Here is an 18,139-nt window from a genome sequence, read left to right as displayed (position 1 = left end):
CCTCGCGCTAGACGTCGCTCGCACCGGCCGCGGGCCGATGGCCGAATCGCTCGCGCAGACGGCGTGCGACCGAATCGAAGCCGAGATAGATGACGGGCGTCGTGAAAAGCGTCAGCAACTGGCTCACGACGAGGCCGCCCGCGATCGCGATGCCGAGCGGATGACGGAGCTCGGAGCCGACACCGGTGCCGAGCATCAGCGGCAGCGCGCCGAGCAGAGCGGCCATCGTCGTCATTAGGATCGGCCTGAAGCGCAGGAGACACGCCTGGTAGATCGCTTCGCGCGGCGACTTGCCTTCCTCGCGCTCGGCTTCGAGCGCGAAGTCGATCATCATGATCGCGTTCTTCTTGACGATGCCGATCAAGAGCACGATCCCGATGATGCCGACGATGTCGAGGTCGTGCCCCGAGACGATCAGCGCGAGCAGCGCGCCGACGCCGGCCGAAGGCAGCGTCGAGAGGATCGTGATCGGATGCACGAAGCTCTCGTAAAGTACGCCGAGCACGATGTACATCGTGACGACGGCCGCGAGGATCAGGAATAGCTCATTCGAAAGCGACGCCTGGAACGCGAGCGCCGCGCCTTGAAAGCGCGTCTGGAACGAGGCGGGCAGGCCGATATCGCGCTCGGCTGCCTCGATCGCTTTGACGGCGGCGCCGAGCGACGCGCCCGGCGCGAGGTTGAACGACACCGTCGTCGCGGGGAATTGCCCGAGATGCGAGACGAGCAGTGGGGCGGGGCGCTCGATGAACTTGGCGATCGCCGTGAGCGGCACCTGGCCGTTCGCCGCCGTCGACGAAGGCAGGTAGATCGATTTGAGCGCATCGGTGTAGTGCTGCATGCGCGGGTCGGCTTCGAGAATCACACGGTATTGGTTCGACTGCGTGAAGATGGTCGAGACGATGCGCTGGCCGAATGCGTCGTAAAGCGCGTTGTCGACCGTGGCCGGCGTGATGCCGAACCGTGCCGCGGTGCCGCGATCGATCTCGATGTAGACGGACTGGCCGCTTTGCTGCAGATCGGTGGCGACATCGGCGAGCTCGGGCGCGGATTGCAGGCGCTGCACGAGCTTCGGCACCCAGGCCGCGAATTCGTCCGGGTTCGGGTCGGTCAGCATGAACTGATACTGCGTCGGGCTCACCGTCGAATCGATCGTCAGGTCTTGCACGGGCTGCATGTAAAGCGTGATGCCCGTCACGCTCGAGACGTCGCCCTCGATATCGCGGATGATCTGCGTCGCGTTTTCGCTGCGCTCGTTGTGCGGTTTCAGATTGATCAGCATGCGGCCGCTGTTCAGCGTGATGTTCGTGCCGTCGACGCCGATGAACGACGTCAGGCTTTCGACGTTCGGATTGCGCAGGATCGCGCTCGCGAGCGCTTCCTGCCGCTCGGCCATCGCGCCGTACGAAATCGACTGTGGCGCTTGCGTGATGGCCTGGATGACGCCGGTGTCCTGCACGGGGAAGAAGCCCTTCGGCACGAAGACGTAAAGGATGCCCGTGAGCACGAGCGTGAGCGCGAAGACGACGAGCGTCGCGCGTTCGTGCGCGAGCACCCATCGGAGCATGACGCCGTAGCGCGCGATGATCGCATCGATGACGGCATGCGCCTTCGCCTCGAATCGGCGGCTTTCGGGCGGCGGCGTATGGCGCAGAAGCTTCGCGCACATCATCGGCACCAGTGTGAGCGAGACGACGGCCGAGATCACGATCGTGACGGCGAGCGTGATCGCGAACTCGTGAAAAAGACGGCCGACCACGTCGCCCATGAAGAGCAACGGAATCAGCACCGCGATCAGCGAGACCGTCAGCGAGATGATCGTGAAGCCGATCTGCTTCGAGCCCTTCAGTGCCGCCTCGAGCGGCGTATCGCCGTCCTCGACGTAGCGCGCGATGTTCTCGATCATGACGATCGCATCGTCGACGACGAAGCCGGTCGCGATCGTGAGCGCCATCAGCGAGAGGTTGTCGAGCGAGAAGCCGCAGAGGTACATCACCGCGAGCGTGCCGATCAGCGACAGCGGCACCGAAAGGCTTGGGATGATCGTCGCATAGACGTTCGCGAGGAACAGGTACATGACGAGCACGACGAGCACGACCGACATCGCGAGCTCGAACTGCACGTCGCGTACCGACGCGCGAATCGTCGTCGTGCGGTCCGTCACGACCGAGACATCGAGCGAGGCTGGCAACGACGCCTGCAGCTGGGGCAGCAGGCGCTTGATGCTGTCGACGACCTGAATCACGTTCGCGCCCGGCTGTCGCTGCACGTTGAGCAGCACGGCCGGCTCGACGCCCTGCGGCGTGCCGACCCACGCGCCGAGCTTCGTGTTCTCGGCGGCATCGACGATTTTCGCCACATCGGTGAGCATGACGGGCCGGCCGTTGCGGTAGGCGACGACGGCATCCTGATAGGCGTTGGCGTCCGTCAGCTGATCGTTCGCGTTGATCGTGTAGTTGCGCGTCGGGCCGTCGAAATTGCCCTTCGGCGTATTGACGTTCAGGTTCGAGATCGTCGTGCGAAGGTCATCCAGGTTGAGCCCGTAGGAGGCCAAGGCGAGCGGATTCGCCTGGATCCGCACGGCGGGGCGCTGGCCGCCGCTGATGCTGACGAGCCCGACGCCCGCCACCTGCGAGATTTTTTGCGCGAGCCGCGTGTCGACGAGATTTTCGATGTCGGTGAGCGGCATCGTCTTCGAGGTGATCGCGAGCGTCAGGATCGGCGCGTCGGCCGGATTGACCTTCGCATAGATCGGCGGGGCCGGCAGATCGGAGGGCAGCAGGTTGCCGGCCGCATTGATCGCGGCCTGCACTTCCTGCTCCGCCACGTCGAGCGGCAGGTCGAGACTGAACTGCAGCGTGATGACGGACGAGCCCGCCGAGCTTTGCGACGCCATCTGATTGAGCGACGGCATCTGGCCGAACTGCCGTTCGAGCGGTGCCGTCACCGACGACGTCATCACCTCCGGGCTCGCGCCCGGATAGAACGTCTGGACCTGGATCGTCGGATAGTCGACCTCGGGCAGCGCCGAGATCGGCAGGAAATGGAGCGCGACGAGGCCGACGAGCATGATCGCCGCCATCAGCAAGGCGGTGCCGACCGGGCGCAGGATGAAAGCGCGGGAAGGGTTCATGCGGCGACGGCGCTCACTTTACTGACCGGGTGGGTGCGCATGCCGGCGCTGGCCGTGCGCGTGCGACGCACCCGTTTCGGCCGCGGCGCCGGAAGCGGCTCGCACGCCCGATGCCCCCGATGCCGCGGGCGGATGCTCGGCGGGGATCGTGATCTTGGCGCCTTCGCGCAGACGATCCGAGCCGTCCGTGACGACACGCTCGCCGACGGCAAGTCCCGAAGCGATGCTCGTGCGCTCGCCGTCGACGGGACCGACCTTGACGGGGCGCACGGTGACGGTTTCGTCGGGCTTCACGACGTAGACGAACTGTCCCGACGCGCCGTTCAGCACCGCGGACGTCGGCACGATGACGGCGTCATGGAGCGTATCGACGAGCAGCCGCGCGTTGACGAACTGGTTCGGAAAGAGCAGTAGATCCTTGTTCGGAAACATCGCGCGCAGCTTGATCGTGCCCGTCGACGTGTCGATCTGGTTGTCGAAGGTATCCAGGTAGCCGGTCTCGAGCGGCGCCGTGTTGTTGCGGTCGTAGGCCGTCGTCGAGAGTTTCACGCCGCCCCTCATCTGCTTCACGATCTGCGGCAGGTTGTCTTCGGAGGTCGTGAAGATGACGCTGATCGGCTGCAACTGCGTGATGACGACGATGCCGTTGGCGTCCGAGGGCGTCACGTAATTGCCGGGATCGACCTGGCGCAGGCCGACGCGGCCCGAGACGGGCGCCGTGATGCGCGCATAGGTGAGATCGAGCTTGTAGGTGTCGATGTTCGCCTGATCGGACTTGACCTGGCCCTCGTACTGTTTGACGAGCGACGCCTGCGTATCGACCTGCTGACTCGCGATCGAATCCTGGGCGAGCAGCGTCTGGTAGCGCTTCAGATCGATGCGCGCTTCCTGAAGCAGCGCCATGTCCTTGGCGAGCGCGCCTTGGGCGTTGGCGAGCGAGTTCTGATAAGGGCGCGGATCGATTTGCGCGAGCACGTCGCCTTGTTTGACCATCTGGCCTTCGCGGAACTCGACGGCTTGCAGGTAGCCGGCGAGCTGCGTCTTGACGGTGACGGTCGCGAGCGGCGTCACGGTGCCGAGCGCGGTCAGCACGATCGGCATTTCGCCGGCCTTCGCGGTCGCTACTTGGACAGGCTGCGGCATGTTCGCGAGCCGGCCGGGGCCGCCGCGGCCCGCGCGCGCGCCACTCGCCGCACCCGGTCCGGCTGCGTTCGGGCTCGTGCGGCTCCACGGATGCCACCAGAAGAGCAGCAGCAGGGCGATCACGATCGCGGCGACGAGCGCGCCGAGCCTGCCGCGCGTCGGCCTCGCGCGGGCGGAGGCGGGCTCGCCTTCCGGCTGCTGCGTGGGGCGTGCGGGAGCAGGGCGGGTGTCGGTCGGATTGTCTTGTTCGGCCATCGATTGAGCGAGCGCAATGGTATTGAGGGGGGCGCGGCGGATTCAACGCACCGACAAGCCACCTGCCCCGCGCCGCTGACCGCGCGTCGTTCATGAGGCGCCGTGGCGCCGCTGCGAATGCAAGATGCTACGTCGCGCCGCGTTCGATCGTCCAGTTACGTTTCTTTCGACAGGTTACGGATACGTTTCGATCGTGGGCGCGCGTGCGGTCGTTTGGCGAGGCTACGAGTCGCGCAGCCGACGCGCCTCGCCGATTCGGGCAATGCTAGCGGTGAGCCGAAAGTGGGGCAAGGCAAAAGCCAGTGGGCGGTTTATTGCATCGTCTGCCAATATGGGCGATGGCTCGTTGCGTCATTGGGTAAAAATTACCGAGTGCCGCGAGTGTAAACGTTTCCTTAAAGCCTATCCCTGTCAGCAATTCGGTAAAATTTTTCTTGACTTAGCGGACGGAAAGAGAAAAAATGGAATCACATTTCGGAGCGACGCCTCGTCAAGGCGAAGTGCGATGGTTCCGAAATACCGTCTCTCAGGTTCTAGCACGGCCCTCGGAATGGCTAGAACTTCTTTACGACGCCACTTCGGTGGCGTCTTTTTTTTGTCCGCCGTTTGCGAGTGGTCTCGCCGGCGGGTGGCGTGGCGGCCGTCTCGACGACGGACGGATGGACGCGTGAGCGAAGGAGGCGGCAGTTTTAGCGCGCTTCTGCTATCGTCGCTGTCCATGCAACCCATTCTGACCATCACTCACCTCTCGAAGACCTATGCGACGGGCTTCACGGCGCTGAAGGACGTGAACCTCGAAGTGCGTCGCGGGGAGATCTTCGCGCTGCTCGGCCCGAACGGCGCGGGCAAGACCACATTGATCGGCATCGTCTGCGGGATCGTCAATGCCACGAGCGGGAGCGTGGTCGTCGACGGCCACGACAACGTCCGGGATTTTCGGCGCGCCCGCGCGATGATCGGCCTCGTGCCGCAGGAGCTGACGACGAACGCGTTCGAAACCGTCTGGGCGACGGTCTCGTTCAGCCGGGGGCTCTTCGGCAAGCCGGCCAACCCCGCGCACATCGAGAAGGTGCTGCGCGCGCTCTCGCTCTGGGACAAGAAGGACAGCCGGATCATTACGCTTTCGGGCGGTATGAAGCGGCGCGTCCTGATCGCGAAAGCGCTCGCGCACGAGCCGTCGCTGCTCTTTCTCGACGAGCCGACGGCGGGCGTCGACGTAGAGCTGCGCCGCGACATGTGGGAGCTCGTGCGTACGCTGAAGGAAAGCGGCGTGACCATCATTCTCACGACGCACTATATCGACGAAGCGGAGGAGATGGCCGATCGCATCGGCGTCATCAACCGTGGCGAGATCATTCTCGTCGAGGAAAAGACGCAGCTGCTGCGCAAGCTCGGCAAAAAGCAGCTCACGCTGCAGCTCGATGCACCCCTTGCGGCCGTGCCCGCGCCGCTCGCCGGCTACGCGCTCGAGCTTTCGGCCGACGGTTCGTCGCTGACTTACACGTACGACGACACGCGCTCCGAGCGTGCGGGGATCGTCAGGCTGCTGAAGGATCTGGAGGACGCGCGAATTCGCTTCAAAGACCTTCAGACGACGCAAAGCTCGCTCGAAGATATCTTCGTCGACCTTGTCAGGGACAAGGCGGCGGCGCGAACGGAGCAAGAAACGCAATGAATATCTACGCGATCCGCGCGATTTACTTCTTCGAGATGGCGCGCACGTGGCGCACGCTGATGCAAAGCATCATTTCGCCCGTCATCTCGACCTCGCTCTACTTCGTCGTTTTCGGCGCGGCGATCGGCTCGCGCATCCGCGAGATCGACGGCATCAGCTACGGCGCCTTCATCGTCCCGGGGCTCGTCATGCTTTCACTGCTCACGCAGAGCATCACGAATGCCTCGTTCGGGATCTACTTCCCGAAGTTCACGGGCACCGTCTACGAACTGCTTTCGGCGCCGGTCTCGTATCTGGAGCTGATCGTGAGCTTCGTCGGGGCCGCCGCGACGAAATCGATCATGCTGGGGCTCATCATCATGGGCACGGCCGCGCTCTTCGTGCCGCTGCGCATCGCGCATCCGGCCTGGATGCTGCTCTTTCTCGTCCTCACGTCGGTGACGTTCAGCCTCTTCGGCTTCATCATCGGCATCTGGGCCGACGGGTTCGAGAAGCTGCAGGTGATTCCGCTCTTGATTGTCACGCCGCTCACGTTTCTCGGCGGCAGCTTCTATTCGATCGGCGTGCTGCCGCCAGTCTGGCGCACGGTCGCGCTCGCCAATCCCGTCGTCTATTTGATCAGCGGCTTTCGCTGGAGCTTCTACGACGTGGCCGACGTCCACGTCGGCGTCAGTTTCGCCATGACGGCATTGTTTCTGCTGATCTTCACGGCCATCGTCGCGTGGATCTTCAAGACCGGGTATCGGCTGAAGTCCTGACGACCGAACGCGAGTCGATTCGCCGGCCGATCGCCTGAGCGGTCGATGCCGGCGCATCGGCGCCCGCCTCTCCGTATTAGTCCCTATCTCGCGGCGCTTGCCATTCCAGTCGTCATGCATCAAGAATGTAGCGGCTAGATGTAATCGATTACATCCGGAGACGCGCCGATGGCCCGCAAGCAACGACCCGAAAACGGAGCGGTGGTGGACGACGCAGCGGCCGACGTCTCGATCGGCGACGTGGCCGCGCGGGCCGATGTCTCGGTCGCGACGGTCTCGCGGGTGCTGAACGGACACGCCAACGTGCGGCCGGCTACGCGCGAACGCGTGCTGGCGGCCATTGCCGCAAGCGGCTATCGCGTGAACGAGCTGGCGCGCAATCTGCGGACGGCCGAGAGCCGTCTGCTGCTGACGATGGTGCCGGACTTCGGCAACCCGTTTTATGCCGAGATCGTTCGCGGCATCGACAGTGTCGCCCGTCAGCACGATTACTTCACGTTGCTCTGCGATACGGGCGCCGATCCGGGTCGTGAACGCAATTACTTCGATCTGCTGCGCCGCCGCCGTGCCGACGGTGCCATCTGCCTCGATCCGGCCACGGCGCAACGCGCGTTCGCCGAAGAATCGGGCGCGCTTCCGTGGATCTCCTGCTGCGAGTTCGATCCCGAAATCGGCGTGCCTTACGTCGGCATCGACAACCGTCGCGCGGCCGGCGACGCCGTACGACATCTGATCGCGAGAGGGCGCCGGCGCGTTGCGCTGATCAATTCGGACACGACCTACCTCTACGCACGCCAGCGTGAGCAGGGCTATCTCGATGCACTCGTCGAGGCAGGCATCGCGCCCAATGCCCGCTTGCAAGCCGAAGTCGGCGGGCTCGAATACGACGCCGGCGCGCGCGCGGCCTGCGCGCTGATGCAATCGAGCGATCCGCCCGATGCCATCTTCGCCGTATCGGACACGCTCGCGATCGGCGTCATCGCGGGACTGCGCGCTTGCGGCAAGCGGGTGCCCGACGACGTCGCCATCGTCGGCTTCGACGATATCTCCCTCGCCGCACAGATCGATCCGCCGCTCACGACCGTGGCGCAACCGATGCGCGAGCTCGGCGAGACGGCGGCGCGGCTGCTGCTGACGCGCCTCGCGAATGCGGGCAAGGCGGTGCCCGGCGTGCTGTTGCCGCATCGTCTCGTCGTACGGCGGAGCGCCTGAGCGATGGACGACATGAACAGCCCCCGCGCTCACGATCGTTCGCTGCCCCCGGACGGGGCGCCTGCTTCACTTGGGGCTGAACCGGCCCCCGGAGGAAGTCCCGTTGGGGGACGTGAAGCCGTCTCTGTCCGATTCGAAAACGTAGTCAAAGACTTCGGCCCCGTGCAGGTGCTGCGCGGCGTGAGCTTCGAGCTTGCGCCGCGGCGCGTCCATGGTCTGCTCGGCGAGAACGGCGCGGGTAAATCGACGCTGATGAAGATCCTCGCCGGATACGAAGCCGCGACAGCGGGCGAAGTAAGGGTGAACGGCGAGCCGTGCCGCTTCTCCGGCTCGCGGGAGGCGGAAGCCGCAGGCATCGTCCTGATCCACCAGGAGTTCAATCTCGCCGAGCATCTGTCGATCGTGCAGAACATGTACCTCGGTCACGAAAAGCGCCGAAGCGGCGCGCGCGGGTGGCTGCTCGACGAAGCGGCGATGCGCGCCGAAGCGCGACAGTATCTCGCCGAGGTCGGCCTCGCGCGCGATCCCGATACGAAGGTGCGCGATCTGATCGTCGCGGAAAAGCAGCTCGTCGAGATCGCCAAGGCGCTCTCGCGGCGCGCGCGCTTGCTCATCATGGACGAGCCGACGGCCACGTTGACCCCTTCCGAAACCGAGCGCCTTTTCGTGCTGATCGCGAAGCTCAAGGCCGACGGCGTGACGATCGTCTACATCTCCCACAAGCTCGACGAGGTCGAACGCGTGACCGACGAGGTGATCGTCATGCGCGACGGCCGCTTCGTTGCTCAAAGCGCGACGGCGGACCTTTCGCGTCGGCAGATGGCGAACCTGATGGTGGGGCGCGACGTCCTCGACATGTTTCCGGAGAAGGTGCCGCCCCGGGCCGATGCGCGCGTCGCATTAAAGGTGGAGGGGCTCGTCGTGCCGGGCTGGGTGCAAGCCGACGGCGGGCTCGGCTTCGAGGTCCGAGCGGGCGAAGTGCTTGGCTTCGCGGGGCTCGTCGGCGCGGGCCGCACCGAGGCGTTCGAGGCCATCGTGGGGCTGCGGCGCCGTACGGCCGGCACGATCGAGATCGAGGGCAAGCCCGTGACGCTGAAAAGCCCCCGCGACGCGATGCGCCACGGTCTTACCTACCTCAGCGAAGATCGCAAAGGCAAGGGATTGCACGTCGATCTGAGCCTGGAGGACAACCTCACGCTGATGACGCTCGAACGCTATGCGCGTCCGCTCATCGACGTGAAGGCTTGCCGCGCGGCGCTCGAAAAGTCCGTGCGCGAATTCGGGATTCGCACGGGCGACCTGGCGAGCCGCGCGCGCATGCTATCGGGCGGCAATCAGCAGAAGCTCGCGCTCGCCAAGTTCCTGCATCCCGATCCGCGCGTGATCGTGCTGGACGAGCCGACGCGCGGCGTCGATGTCGGCGCGAAACGCGACATCTACTTCCTGATTCACCGGCTCGCTGCCGAAGGGCGAGCCGTGATCGTGATCTCGTCCGAGCTGATCGAGCTCATCGGGCTCTGCCATCGCGTTGCGGTCATGCGCGCAGGGCGGCTCATGGCGACGCTCGGCATGGAGCATCTGACCGAAAAGGAGTTGATCGCTCATGCAACCGGTACGCAGTGAAGCGGGGAAAGCGGGCGAGACGGGCCGCGCATGGCGCTTCGCACGGTACGCCGCCGGCCTTGGCCCGGTCGCGGGACTGCTCGCGCTCTGCGTGCTCGGCACGCTGCTCAACCGCGATTTCGCCACGGTCGACAACCTGATGAACGTGCTCACGCGCACGTCGTTCATCGGCATCATCGCGGTGGGCATGACCTTCGTCATCATCTCGGGCGGCATCGACCTGTCCGTGGGCTCGATGGCCGCGCTGATCGCGGGCACGATGATCTGGACGATGAACGGGCTCGCCACGGGCGCGCTCGGCCACCTGTTGCCGCCGCTCGCGATCGTGCTCGTCGGCATATTCCTTGCGCTGGTGCTCGGCGCCGCGTTCGGCTGCGCGCATGGACTGCTCATCACGAAAGGGCGGATCGAGCCCTTCATCGTGACGCTCGGCACGCTCGGCATTTTCCGCGCGGTGCTCACCTGGCTGGCCGATGGCGGCGCGCTGACGCTCGACAACTCGCTCGCCGATCTCTACGGTCCGGTCTATTACGCGAGCTTGCTCGGTGTGCCCGTGCCGGTCTGGGTCTTCCTTGCCGTCGCCGCGGGGGGCGCGCTGATTCTCCAGCGGACCGCGTTTGGCCGCCACGTGCAGGCGATCGGGTCGAACGAACAGGTCGCGCGCTACGCGGCCATTCGCGTCGATACCGTGAAGATCGTCACCTATGCGCTGCTCGGCGTCTGCGTGGGGGTGGCCACGGTGCTCTACGTGCCGCGTCTTGGCTCGGCCACTCCGACCACGGGCTTGTTGTGGGAGCTCGAGGCGATCGCATCGGTGGTGGTGGGAGGCACGGCGCTCAAGGGCGGCGAAGGCCGCGTGCTCGGCACGGTCGTCGGCGCGGTCCTGCTTTCGGTGATCGCCAATATCCTCAACTTGACGAGCATCATCAGCGTGTATCTGAACGCGGCGGTGCAGGGCATCGTGATCATCGTCGTCGCGTGCTTGCAGCGTGGGCGGCGGTGAACGGCGGTAGTTGACGGTAAGCGGCGGTAAGTGGCGGTCAGCACTGGCAATCGATGGGAAACGGCTTCACGACAACGGGCGAACATTCGCGCCCTCACAATCAGGAGACACGACCATGAAGCAGGTTATACGAGCGTTTCGCAGCATCGGCGCCGGCATGCTGGCGCTTTCCGTGGTGGCCGCGGCGCTCGGCGCCGGGGCGGCGCGCGCCGACGAGAAGGTGACCCTCGGCGTCGCGATTCCGACCGCCGATCACGGCTTTACGGGCGGCATCGTCTGGTGGGCGAACAAGGCGAAAGCGGATCTGGAAAAGGCGCATCCCGATCTGAAGATCATCGTGAAGACGGCGGCGAACGCGCCCGAACAGGCGAATCAGCTGCAAGACCTCGTCACGGTCAACAAGATCAACGCGCTCGTGATCTTCCCCTATGAATCGGCGTCGCTCACGCAGCCCGTCGCACAGGTGAAGAAGAAGGGCGTCTATGTGACGGTCGTCGACCGCGGACTCACGGACACAAGTGCTCAGGATGCCTATGTCGCGGGCGACAACACGGCGTTCGGGAAGATTCCGGCCCAGTATCTCGCGAAGGAACTCGATGGAAAGGGCGACATCGTTGCGTTGCGCGGCATCCCCACCACGCTCGATAACGAGCGATGGACGGCATTTACGGGCGTAATGAAGAACTATCCCGGCATTCACATTCTCGATGCGAAATATGCGAACTGGAATCGCGACGATGCATTCAAGGTCACGCAGGACTATCTGACGCGGTTCCCTCACATCGACGCGATCTGGGCGGCCGATGACGACATGGCCGTGGGCGTGTTGAAGGCGATCGATCAGGCCAAGCGATCGGACATCAAGATCGTGTTCGGCGGCGCGGGTTCGAAGGGGATGGTGAAAAACGTCATGGACGGCGCGCCGCTCATCAAGGCTGACGTGTCGTACTCGCCGAAGTTCATCTATGACGCGATCAAGCTGACGGCCGAAGCGCGGCTCAAGGGGGAACGGCTGCCGGCCACGACGATCATTCCGTCCGTGCTGATCACGAAGGACAACGCGAAGGAATTTTATTTCCCGGACTCGCCGTTCTGATTGCCGACGGTTTCCCGGACTAGCATCGGAGCGGCGCGCGCGGTCGGCGCGATGTCGCTTGCGCGCTCCCGTTCCCACACCTTCAAAGGAGCTCTCGCGGATGAAAACGATCAAGGGGCCGGCGATCTTCCTCGCGCAGTTCGTCGGTGACGAAGCGCCTTTCGACAGCCTTGCGAATCTCGCCGCATGGGCCGCGGGACTCGGCTTCGAAGGCATTCAGGTGCCGGCCGATCCACGCCTTGTCGATCTCGAGCGCGCGGCGTCGAGCGACGCATACTGCGACGAGCTTCGGCGAACGACCGAGGATGCGGGCGTCGCGATTACCGAGATTTCGACGCATCTGCAAGGGCAGCTCGTGGCGGTGCATCCCGCGTATGACGCGCTCTTCGACGGCTTTGCGGCTCCGCCGGTGCGCGGCAACCCCGAAGCGCGCACCGCGTGGGCGATCGAGCAATTGAAGCTGGCGGCGCGCGCCTCGCGGCGCCTCGGGCTCGATACGCACGTCACGTTCTCGGGCGCGCTCGCGTGGCCTTATTTCTATCCCTGGCCGCAGCGGCCGCGGGGCCTCGTCGAAGCGGCTTTCGCCGAGCTCGGGCGCCGCTGGACGCCGATCCTCGATGCGTTCGACGAGGCGGGCGTCGACGTCTGCTACGAACTGCACCCCGGCGAAGATCTGCACGACGGCGTGACGTTCGAGCGCTTTCTCGATGTGGTCGGCAACCATCCGCGCGCGAACATTCTTTTCGACCCGAGCCACTTCGTGCTGCAGCAGCTCGACTACCTTGCATTCCTCGACACGTATCACGAGCGCATCCGCGCGTTTCACGTCAAGGATGCCGAGTTCCGCCCCGACGGGCGGCAAGGCGTCTACGGCGGTTACAGCGACTGGATCGAGCGAGCGGGGCGCTTTCGCTCGCTCGGCGACGGACAGATCGACTTCGGCGCGATCTTCTCGAAGATGGCGCAATACGACTATCCGGGCTGGGCAGTGCTCGAATGGGAGTGCGCGCTGAAACATCCGGAAGACGGCGCGCGCGAAGGCGCCGAGTTCATCCGGCGGCACATCATCCGCGTCGCCGATCGCGCGTTCGACGATTTCGCGGGCAGCGGTGCCGAGCCCGAGCAGATGAGGCGCATTCTCGGCATTTGAGGCTTCTCTTCCCGGAGATGAGACAGCATGGAGCGGAAACTGAGGCTCGGAATGGTAGGTGGCGGACAAGGCGCGTTCATCGGCGCCGTGCATCGTCTGGCTGCACGCGTCGACGACCGGTTCGAACTGGTGGCGGGCGCGTTGTCGTCGGATCCGCAACGGGCGCGTGAGAGCGCGCTCGAACTCGGCATCGGCATCGACCGTGCATATGCCGACTGGCGGGAGATGGCGCGCGCCGAAGGGATGCATGAGGACGGCATCGACGCCGTCGCGATCGTCACGCCCAATGACCTGCATGCGCCTGTCGCGACGGCGTTTCTCGAGGCCGGCATCCACGTCATCTGCGACAAGCCGCTTGCCGTGTCGCTTGAAGAGGGTGAGGCGCTCGCTAAGCTCGCGCGCGAAAAACGCAAGCTCTTCGCGCTCACGCATGTCTACTCGGGCTATCCGCTCGTTCGCCACGCGCGCACGCTCGTCGAGGACGGGGCGCTCGGCGAGATTCGCATCGTGCACGTGGAGTACGCGCAGGACTGGCTCGCCGAGCCTGTCGAGGCGGGCGGCGCGAACCGTCAGGCCGCGTGGCGCACCGACCCGCGGCGGGCGGGCCCGGCCGGCTGCCTCGGCGACATCGGCACGCACGCCTACCATCTTGCATCGTTCGTGTCGGGCATGATGCCGAACGCCGTATCGGCCGAGCTGCACACGTTCGTGCAAGGGCGTCAACTCGACGATCACGTGCAGGCGCTGCTGCGCTACCCGAATGGTGCGCGCGGCATGCTATGGGCGAGCCAGGTCGCGAGCGGCGCCGAAAACGCGCTGCGCCTGCGCGTCTATGGCACGGAGGCCAGCCTCGCGTTCGACCAGGAAATGCCGAACGAGCTCTGGCTCACCATGCGGGGCGGGGCCGCCCAGCGGCTCACGCGCGGCCGCGTCGACAGCATGGACGCCTTGCATGCCACGCGTGTGCCGGCGGGACATCCGCAAGGCTATGCGGAAGCATTCGCGCAGCTCTATCTCGACGCGGCGTTGCAAATCGAAGCGATGGACGCTGGCCGGCCGCCGCCTGCGGAAAGCCGGTTGTTGACGACGGTCGACGATGGTGTCGCCGGCCTGCGCTTCATCGAGGCCGTGCTGGCGAGCAGCGCCGCCGATGGACGATGGCGCGACCCTTCGATGATTGCCTGTGCAAGCGTCCTCCGAGCTCGCGCGCTTTGTCATTCGGGTCAAACGCCGACATAATGCTCGGACTGCCGCGCGCTTTGGCGCCGGGCTCCGAAATCGATAGCACTACCGAGCATGAGACTGACAACCAAAGGGCTGTTGCTTATTGCGATTCCGACGGTATTCGAACTCGTGCTGCTCTCAGGGCTCGTCAAGGCGCAGGCCAACGCGGAGCAGGCGGAGCAATGGGCGCTCCATAGCAAGGATGTGCTGCGTCAAACAAGCGCGATTCTCGAGCCCGTGCTGATCGAAACGGTACGCATGCGCGGCGCCGTGCTCAGAAACGATCGCGATGCGTCGACGCCGGTCACGCTATGGGTCGACGTCGATCGCAACATCGACAGACTGGTCGATCTCGTCGCCGACAATCCCGCGCAAGTCGAGCGCGCGGCCCAGATCCGCCAGACGGTGCAGTCTTATCGGCAATGGTCGGACCGCGTCCAGGATCTGATGCGCACGGGCCGCACGGACGACGTATTCGAGCGCTTTCGCGCTCAGGCGGACGCCGACGTGATCGACCGCTTCCGTCAGCAGGTGGCCGACTTCGGCGCCGAAGAGCTGCGCATCGATACGATGCGATCGGACGCGGCGGCTGCGGCGCTGCTCCACGAACAGCGGCTCACGGCCGCGGCGGTCGTCGGCTCATTGTTCTTGACCGCATTGGCGGTTTTCCTGTTCACGCGCGGCCTGCAGGGCCGACTCGCGCGCCTTTCCGAGAACGCGGCGCGGCTCGGCGACAATGAGCCGCTCGCGCCGCCCGTGCCCGGTCATGACGAGATTGCGCAGCTCGACTCGATTCTGCACGAGACGAGCCGGCGCCTGCGGGAATCGGAGCGCTTGCAAACGCGCTTTCGCAGCGACCTGGAGCGCCGCGCCGACGAACTCGCGCGCACGAACGAGACGCTGCATCAGCAGACGCAGGAAAACGAGATGTTCATCTATAGCGTCTCGCACGATCTGCGCGCACCGCTCGTCAACCTGCAAGGCTTCTCGAAGGAGCTGACGCATGCCTGCAACGAGCTGCGCGAGGCCGTGAGCGGATCGTCGCTCGAGCCGCACGAGCGCGAGCGCGTCGAGCGCGTCATCGAGGAGGACATCGGCGAGGCATTGCGCTACTTGCAAAGCGCCGTGCTGCGCGCGGCGCACATCATCGATTCGCTGCTGCGTCTGTCGCGTGTCGGGCGCGTCGAGTATCGCCGCCAGGAGGTGGACATCGGTACGGTCGTGCAGCGCGTGCTCGACGCGATGCAGGCCTCGATACGCGCTCGCAACGTCGAGATCGTCGTCGACGGGCTGCCACCCGTCTGGGGCGATCCGACCGCGCTGGAGCAAATCTTCGCGAATCTGATCGGCAATGCCGTCAACTATCTCGATCCGGGACGCCCGGGGCGCGTGGAGATCGGCGTGCTGCCCGCGCCGCCGGGCGTTCAATCGCTGCGTATTTTCTTTGTGAGGGACAACGGGCTCGGCATTCCGGCCGTCGCGATGCCGCGCCTTTTCAACGCTTTTCAGCGGCTTCACGGCAACGTGGCGGCCGGCGAGGGCATCGGGCTCGCGCTCGTGCGCCGCATGGTCGAGCGGCATGGGGGCCGCGTCTGGGCCGAATCGAAGGAGGGCGAGGGGACGACCTTTTATTTGACGCTTCCGGAGGCGACGGAGCAGGTCGCCGCATAGCGCATCGGCAGATCCGAGAAAGTTGAGAGGAACGAACAATGCATACAGGACTGGGACCGGCGGGGGGGCAGACCGTCAGCATCATCCTCATCGAGGACGACGACGGCCACGCGACGCTGATCGAACGCAACTTGCGCCGGGCGGGGCTGACGAACGGCTTCATACGGCTCGCGGACGGTCAGCAGGCGCTCGATTATTTCTTCGGGGACGATGCGCGGTTCGTGCTCGAGCCGCCGCCGGCGTCCGTCATCCTGCTCGACCTGAAGATGCCCCGGATCGACGGGCTCGAAGTGCTGCGGCGTCTGAAGGCGGACAAGCGCACGGCCTCGCTGCCCGTCATCGTGCTGACGACGACGGACGACCCGCGCGAAATCGAGCGCTGTTACGAGCTCGGCTGCAACGTCTACGTGACGAAGCCCGTCGAGTACGACGCCTTCATCGAGGCCGTGCGCCGGCTCGGCTTCTTCCTGCAAGTCGTCAAGCTGCCGACGGGAGCGGGCGGACAATGAATCCGCACGCGCTCGTCGTCGACGACGATGTCGGCCTGCTTCGGCTCGCATCGCGTTCGCTGGCGCGAGCCGGCTATCGAGTCAGCATCGCGGCGAACACGGCCGAGGCCCGGGCGGCGACGGAGGGCGACACGCCGTACGGCATGCCGGACGTGCTCGTCGTCGACTATGCGCTCGGCGGCGCGGAGACAGGTCTCGACTTCCTGCGCGCGCTGCGCGCAAGCGGGCTCGCGTTGCCGGCGATTCTTTGCACGGGCTTTGCCGACGAGGCGCGCGTCGTCGAGGCGATGCGCTCGGGCGTCGCGGATGTGGTTCCGAAGAGCGAGGGCTACCTCGACTATCTGCCCGAAGCGATCGAGCGTGTGCTGCGCGAGCGGCGCGTCGAGCGAGAACTGGCCGAGGCGATGCGCGCGCGGGAGCGCGAAGCGCACTTTCGGGCGCTCGCCGAAGAGCGCGAAGGGCTGCTGACCGCGGAGCGGGCGGCACGCGCGGAGGCCGAGCGCGCTTCGAAGATGAAGGACGAGTTCGTCGCGATGCTTTCGCACGAGTTGCGCACGCCGCTCAATGCGATCGTCGGCTGGACCCAATTCCTGCTGCGCGATGCGAGCGCTTCCGAGTCGATCCGCAAGGGGCTCGACATCATCGATCGCAACGCGCGCGCTCAGGCGCGCATGGTCGACGAACTGCTCGACTTTTCGCGCATTCTCGCAGGCAAGTTCAGGCTCGAGGCGGAGCGCGTCGATCTGGTCGATATCGTGGAATATGTGATCCGCTCGGTCGGACCGGCCGCCGAGGCGAAGGATATCCGCATCGTCTCCGCGCTGGAGCCGGGCGGTGTGGTCTTCGCCGATCCGGCGCGGCTGCAGCAGATCGTCTGGAACCTGATGTCGAACGCCGTCAAGTTCACGGGCAAGGGCGGCACCGTGGAGGTGACAGTGCGCCGCGCGGCCGGCGAAGTCGAGCTGATCGTCGCGGACAACGGGCAGGGCATCACGCCCGAGTTCCTTCCGCACGTCTTCGAGCGGTTTCGTCAGGAAGACGGCAGCATCGCGCGTCAGCACGGCGGCCTCGGGCTCGGTCTCGCGATCGCCCGGCAACTCGTGGATCTTCACGGCGGCTGCATCGAGGCCAGGAGCGCCGGCGCGGGGCTCGGTGCGACTTTCATCGTCAAGCTGCCGGCTACCGAGGCCGCCGCGCTCGTGCGCTCGTCCGACGAGCCGTTGGCGGGCGTCACGCCGCCCGAGCTCGCCGGCCTGCGTATCGCGATCGTCGAGGATGAGCCCGATGCACGCGAGCTGGTGCGCAGCGTGCTCGAGGAGCGCGGCGCGAAGACAGCTGTGTTCGACGCGGCGCTCGAGGCGCTCGAAGCCTGTACGGCCGTGCCGCCCGACGTCATCGTCAGCGATATCGGCCTGCCCGGGGTCGACGGCTATGAGTTCATCCGCCGCTTGCGCACGTTCGAGGCGCCGCGCGGACGCAAGACGCCAGCGGCTGCCCTGACCGCGTTCGCGCGTGCCGAAGACCGGCGCCGCGCGCTACTCGCGGGTTTCCAAGCGCATGTGTCGAAGCCGATCGATCCCCTCGAGCTCGTCGTCGTCATCGCGGCCCTCGCGGGGCGGACGACGACGGATGCGGGTGCCGACGCTGCCGAACGATGAGCGGCCGCTTGTCAGTCACATTGCATAAA

Annotated in this window: 13 protein-coding genes; 11 read left to right on the top strand and 2 right to left on the bottom strand. The window is 65.6% G+C overall.

What is annotated here, in order from left to right; all coding sequences use genetic code 11:
* Window positions 1–7: 7 nt before the first annotated feature.
* Both AB4Y31_RS18300 and AB4Y31_RS18295 read right to left on the bottom strand, forming a co-directional pair.
* Window positions 8–3,133: an MdtB/MuxB family multidrug efflux RND transporter permease subunit gene (locus AB4Y31_RS18300; protein ID WP_368675118.1), complete on the bottom strand. Its 3,126-nt coding sequence runs from the start codon at window positions 3,131–3,133 to the stop codon at window positions 8–10.
* An 18-nt stretch (window positions 3,134–3,151) separates the two neighbouring features.
* The gene (locus AB4Y31_RS18295; protein WP_368675117.1) at window positions 3,152–4,531 is read right to left on the bottom strand and encodes an MdtA/MuxA family multidrug efflux RND transporter periplasmic adaptor subunit; all 1,380 of its coding nucleotides are present in this window, start codon (window positions 4,529–4,531) and stop codon (window positions 3,152–3,154) included.
* A 718-nt stretch (window positions 4,532–5,249) separates the two neighbouring features.
* Here AB4Y31_RS18295 and AB4Y31_RS18290 point away from each other — a divergent pair.
* The 11 genes from AB4Y31_RS18290 (at window position 5,250) to AB4Y31_RS18240 (ending at window position 18,110) form a co-directional block, all read left to right on the top strand.
* Window positions 5,250–6,206 carry an ABC transporter ATP-binding protein gene (locus AB4Y31_RS18290; protein WP_368675335.1) on the top strand — a complete coding sequence of 319 codons (957 nt, stop codon included), beginning with the start codon at window positions 5,250–5,252 and terminating at the stop codon, window positions 6,204–6,206.
* Window positions 6,203–6,964, top strand: a complete 762-nt coding sequence (locus AB4Y31_RS18285) for an ABC transporter permease (RefSeq protein ID WP_368675116.1) — start codon at window positions 6,203–6,205, stop codon at window positions 6,962–6,964. Before AB4Y31_RS18290 ends, AB4Y31_RS18285 begins: the two co-directional genes overlap by 4 nt.
* A 168-nt stretch (window positions 6,965–7,132) precedes the next feature.
* A complete protein-coding gene (locus tag AB4Y31_RS18280; protein ID WP_368675115.1) occupies window positions 7,133–8,176 on the top strand; it encodes a LacI family DNA-binding transcriptional regulator in 1,044 nt (347 codons plus the stop codon).
* A 12-nt stretch (window positions 8,177–8,188) separates the two neighbouring features.
* Window positions 8,189–9,799, top strand: a complete 1,611-nt coding sequence (locus tag AB4Y31_RS18275) for a sugar ABC transporter ATP-binding protein (RefSeq protein WP_368675114.1) — start codon at window positions 8,189–8,191, stop codon at window positions 9,797–9,799.
* On the top strand, window positions 9,780–10,802 hold the full coding sequence (locus tag AB4Y31_RS18270; RefSeq protein ID WP_018439022.1) for an ABC transporter permease: 1,023 nt from the start codon (window positions 9,780–9,782) through the stop codon (window positions 10,800–10,802). Before AB4Y31_RS18275 ends, AB4Y31_RS18270 begins: the two co-directional genes overlap by 20 nt.
* Window positions 10,803–10,917: 115 nt before the next feature.
* Window positions 10,918–11,898 (top strand): substrate-binding domain-containing protein, encoded by a 981-nt coding sequence (locus AB4Y31_RS18265; protein WP_368675113.1) that lies wholly within the window; start codon window positions 10,918–10,920, stop codon window positions 11,896–11,898.
* Window positions 11,899–11,998: 100 nt separating this feature from the next.
* Window positions 11,999–13,048 (top strand): sugar phosphate isomerase/epimerase family protein, encoded by a 1,050-nt coding sequence (locus AB4Y31_RS18260; RefSeq protein ID WP_368675112.1) that lies wholly within the window; start codon window positions 11,999–12,001, stop codon window positions 13,046–13,048.
* Window positions 13,049–13,099: 51 nt separating this feature from the next.
* Complete coding sequence (locus AB4Y31_RS18255; protein ID WP_368675334.1) at window positions 13,100–14,287, top strand: Gfo/Idh/MocA family protein; 1,188 nt, start codon at window positions 13,100–13,102, stop codon at window positions 14,285–14,287.
* Between the two features lie 57 nt (window positions 14,288–14,344).
* Window positions 14,345–15,943, top strand: a complete 1,599-nt coding sequence (locus AB4Y31_RS18250) for an ATP-binding protein (RefSeq protein ID WP_368675111.1) — start codon at window positions 14,345–14,347, stop codon at window positions 15,941–15,943.
* A 38-nt stretch (window positions 15,944–15,981) separates the two neighbouring features.
* On the top strand, window positions 15,982–16,452 hold the full coding sequence (locus AB4Y31_RS18245) for a response regulator (protein WP_018439017.1): 471 nt from the start codon (window positions 15,982–15,984) through the stop codon (window positions 16,450–16,452).
* The gene (locus tag AB4Y31_RS18240) at window positions 16,449–18,110 is read left to right on the top strand and encodes a response regulator (RefSeq protein ID WP_368675110.1); all 1,662 of its coding nucleotides are present in this window, start codon (window positions 16,449–16,451) and stop codon (window positions 18,108–18,110) included. The genes AB4Y31_RS18245 and AB4Y31_RS18240 overlap by 4 nt, the downstream gene beginning before the upstream one ends.
* The last annotated feature ends 29 nt before the right edge of the window (window positions 18,111–18,139 follow it).

It is taken from the genome of Trinickia sp. EG282A (assembly GCF_040965455.1).
Taxonomy (GTDB): Bacteria; Pseudomonadota; Gammaproteobacteria; order Burkholderiales; family Burkholderiaceae; genus Trinickia; species Trinickia symbiotica.
Note: the sequence above shows the minus strand (reverse complement) of the source record. Positions and strands in the feature narration are given on the sequence as shown.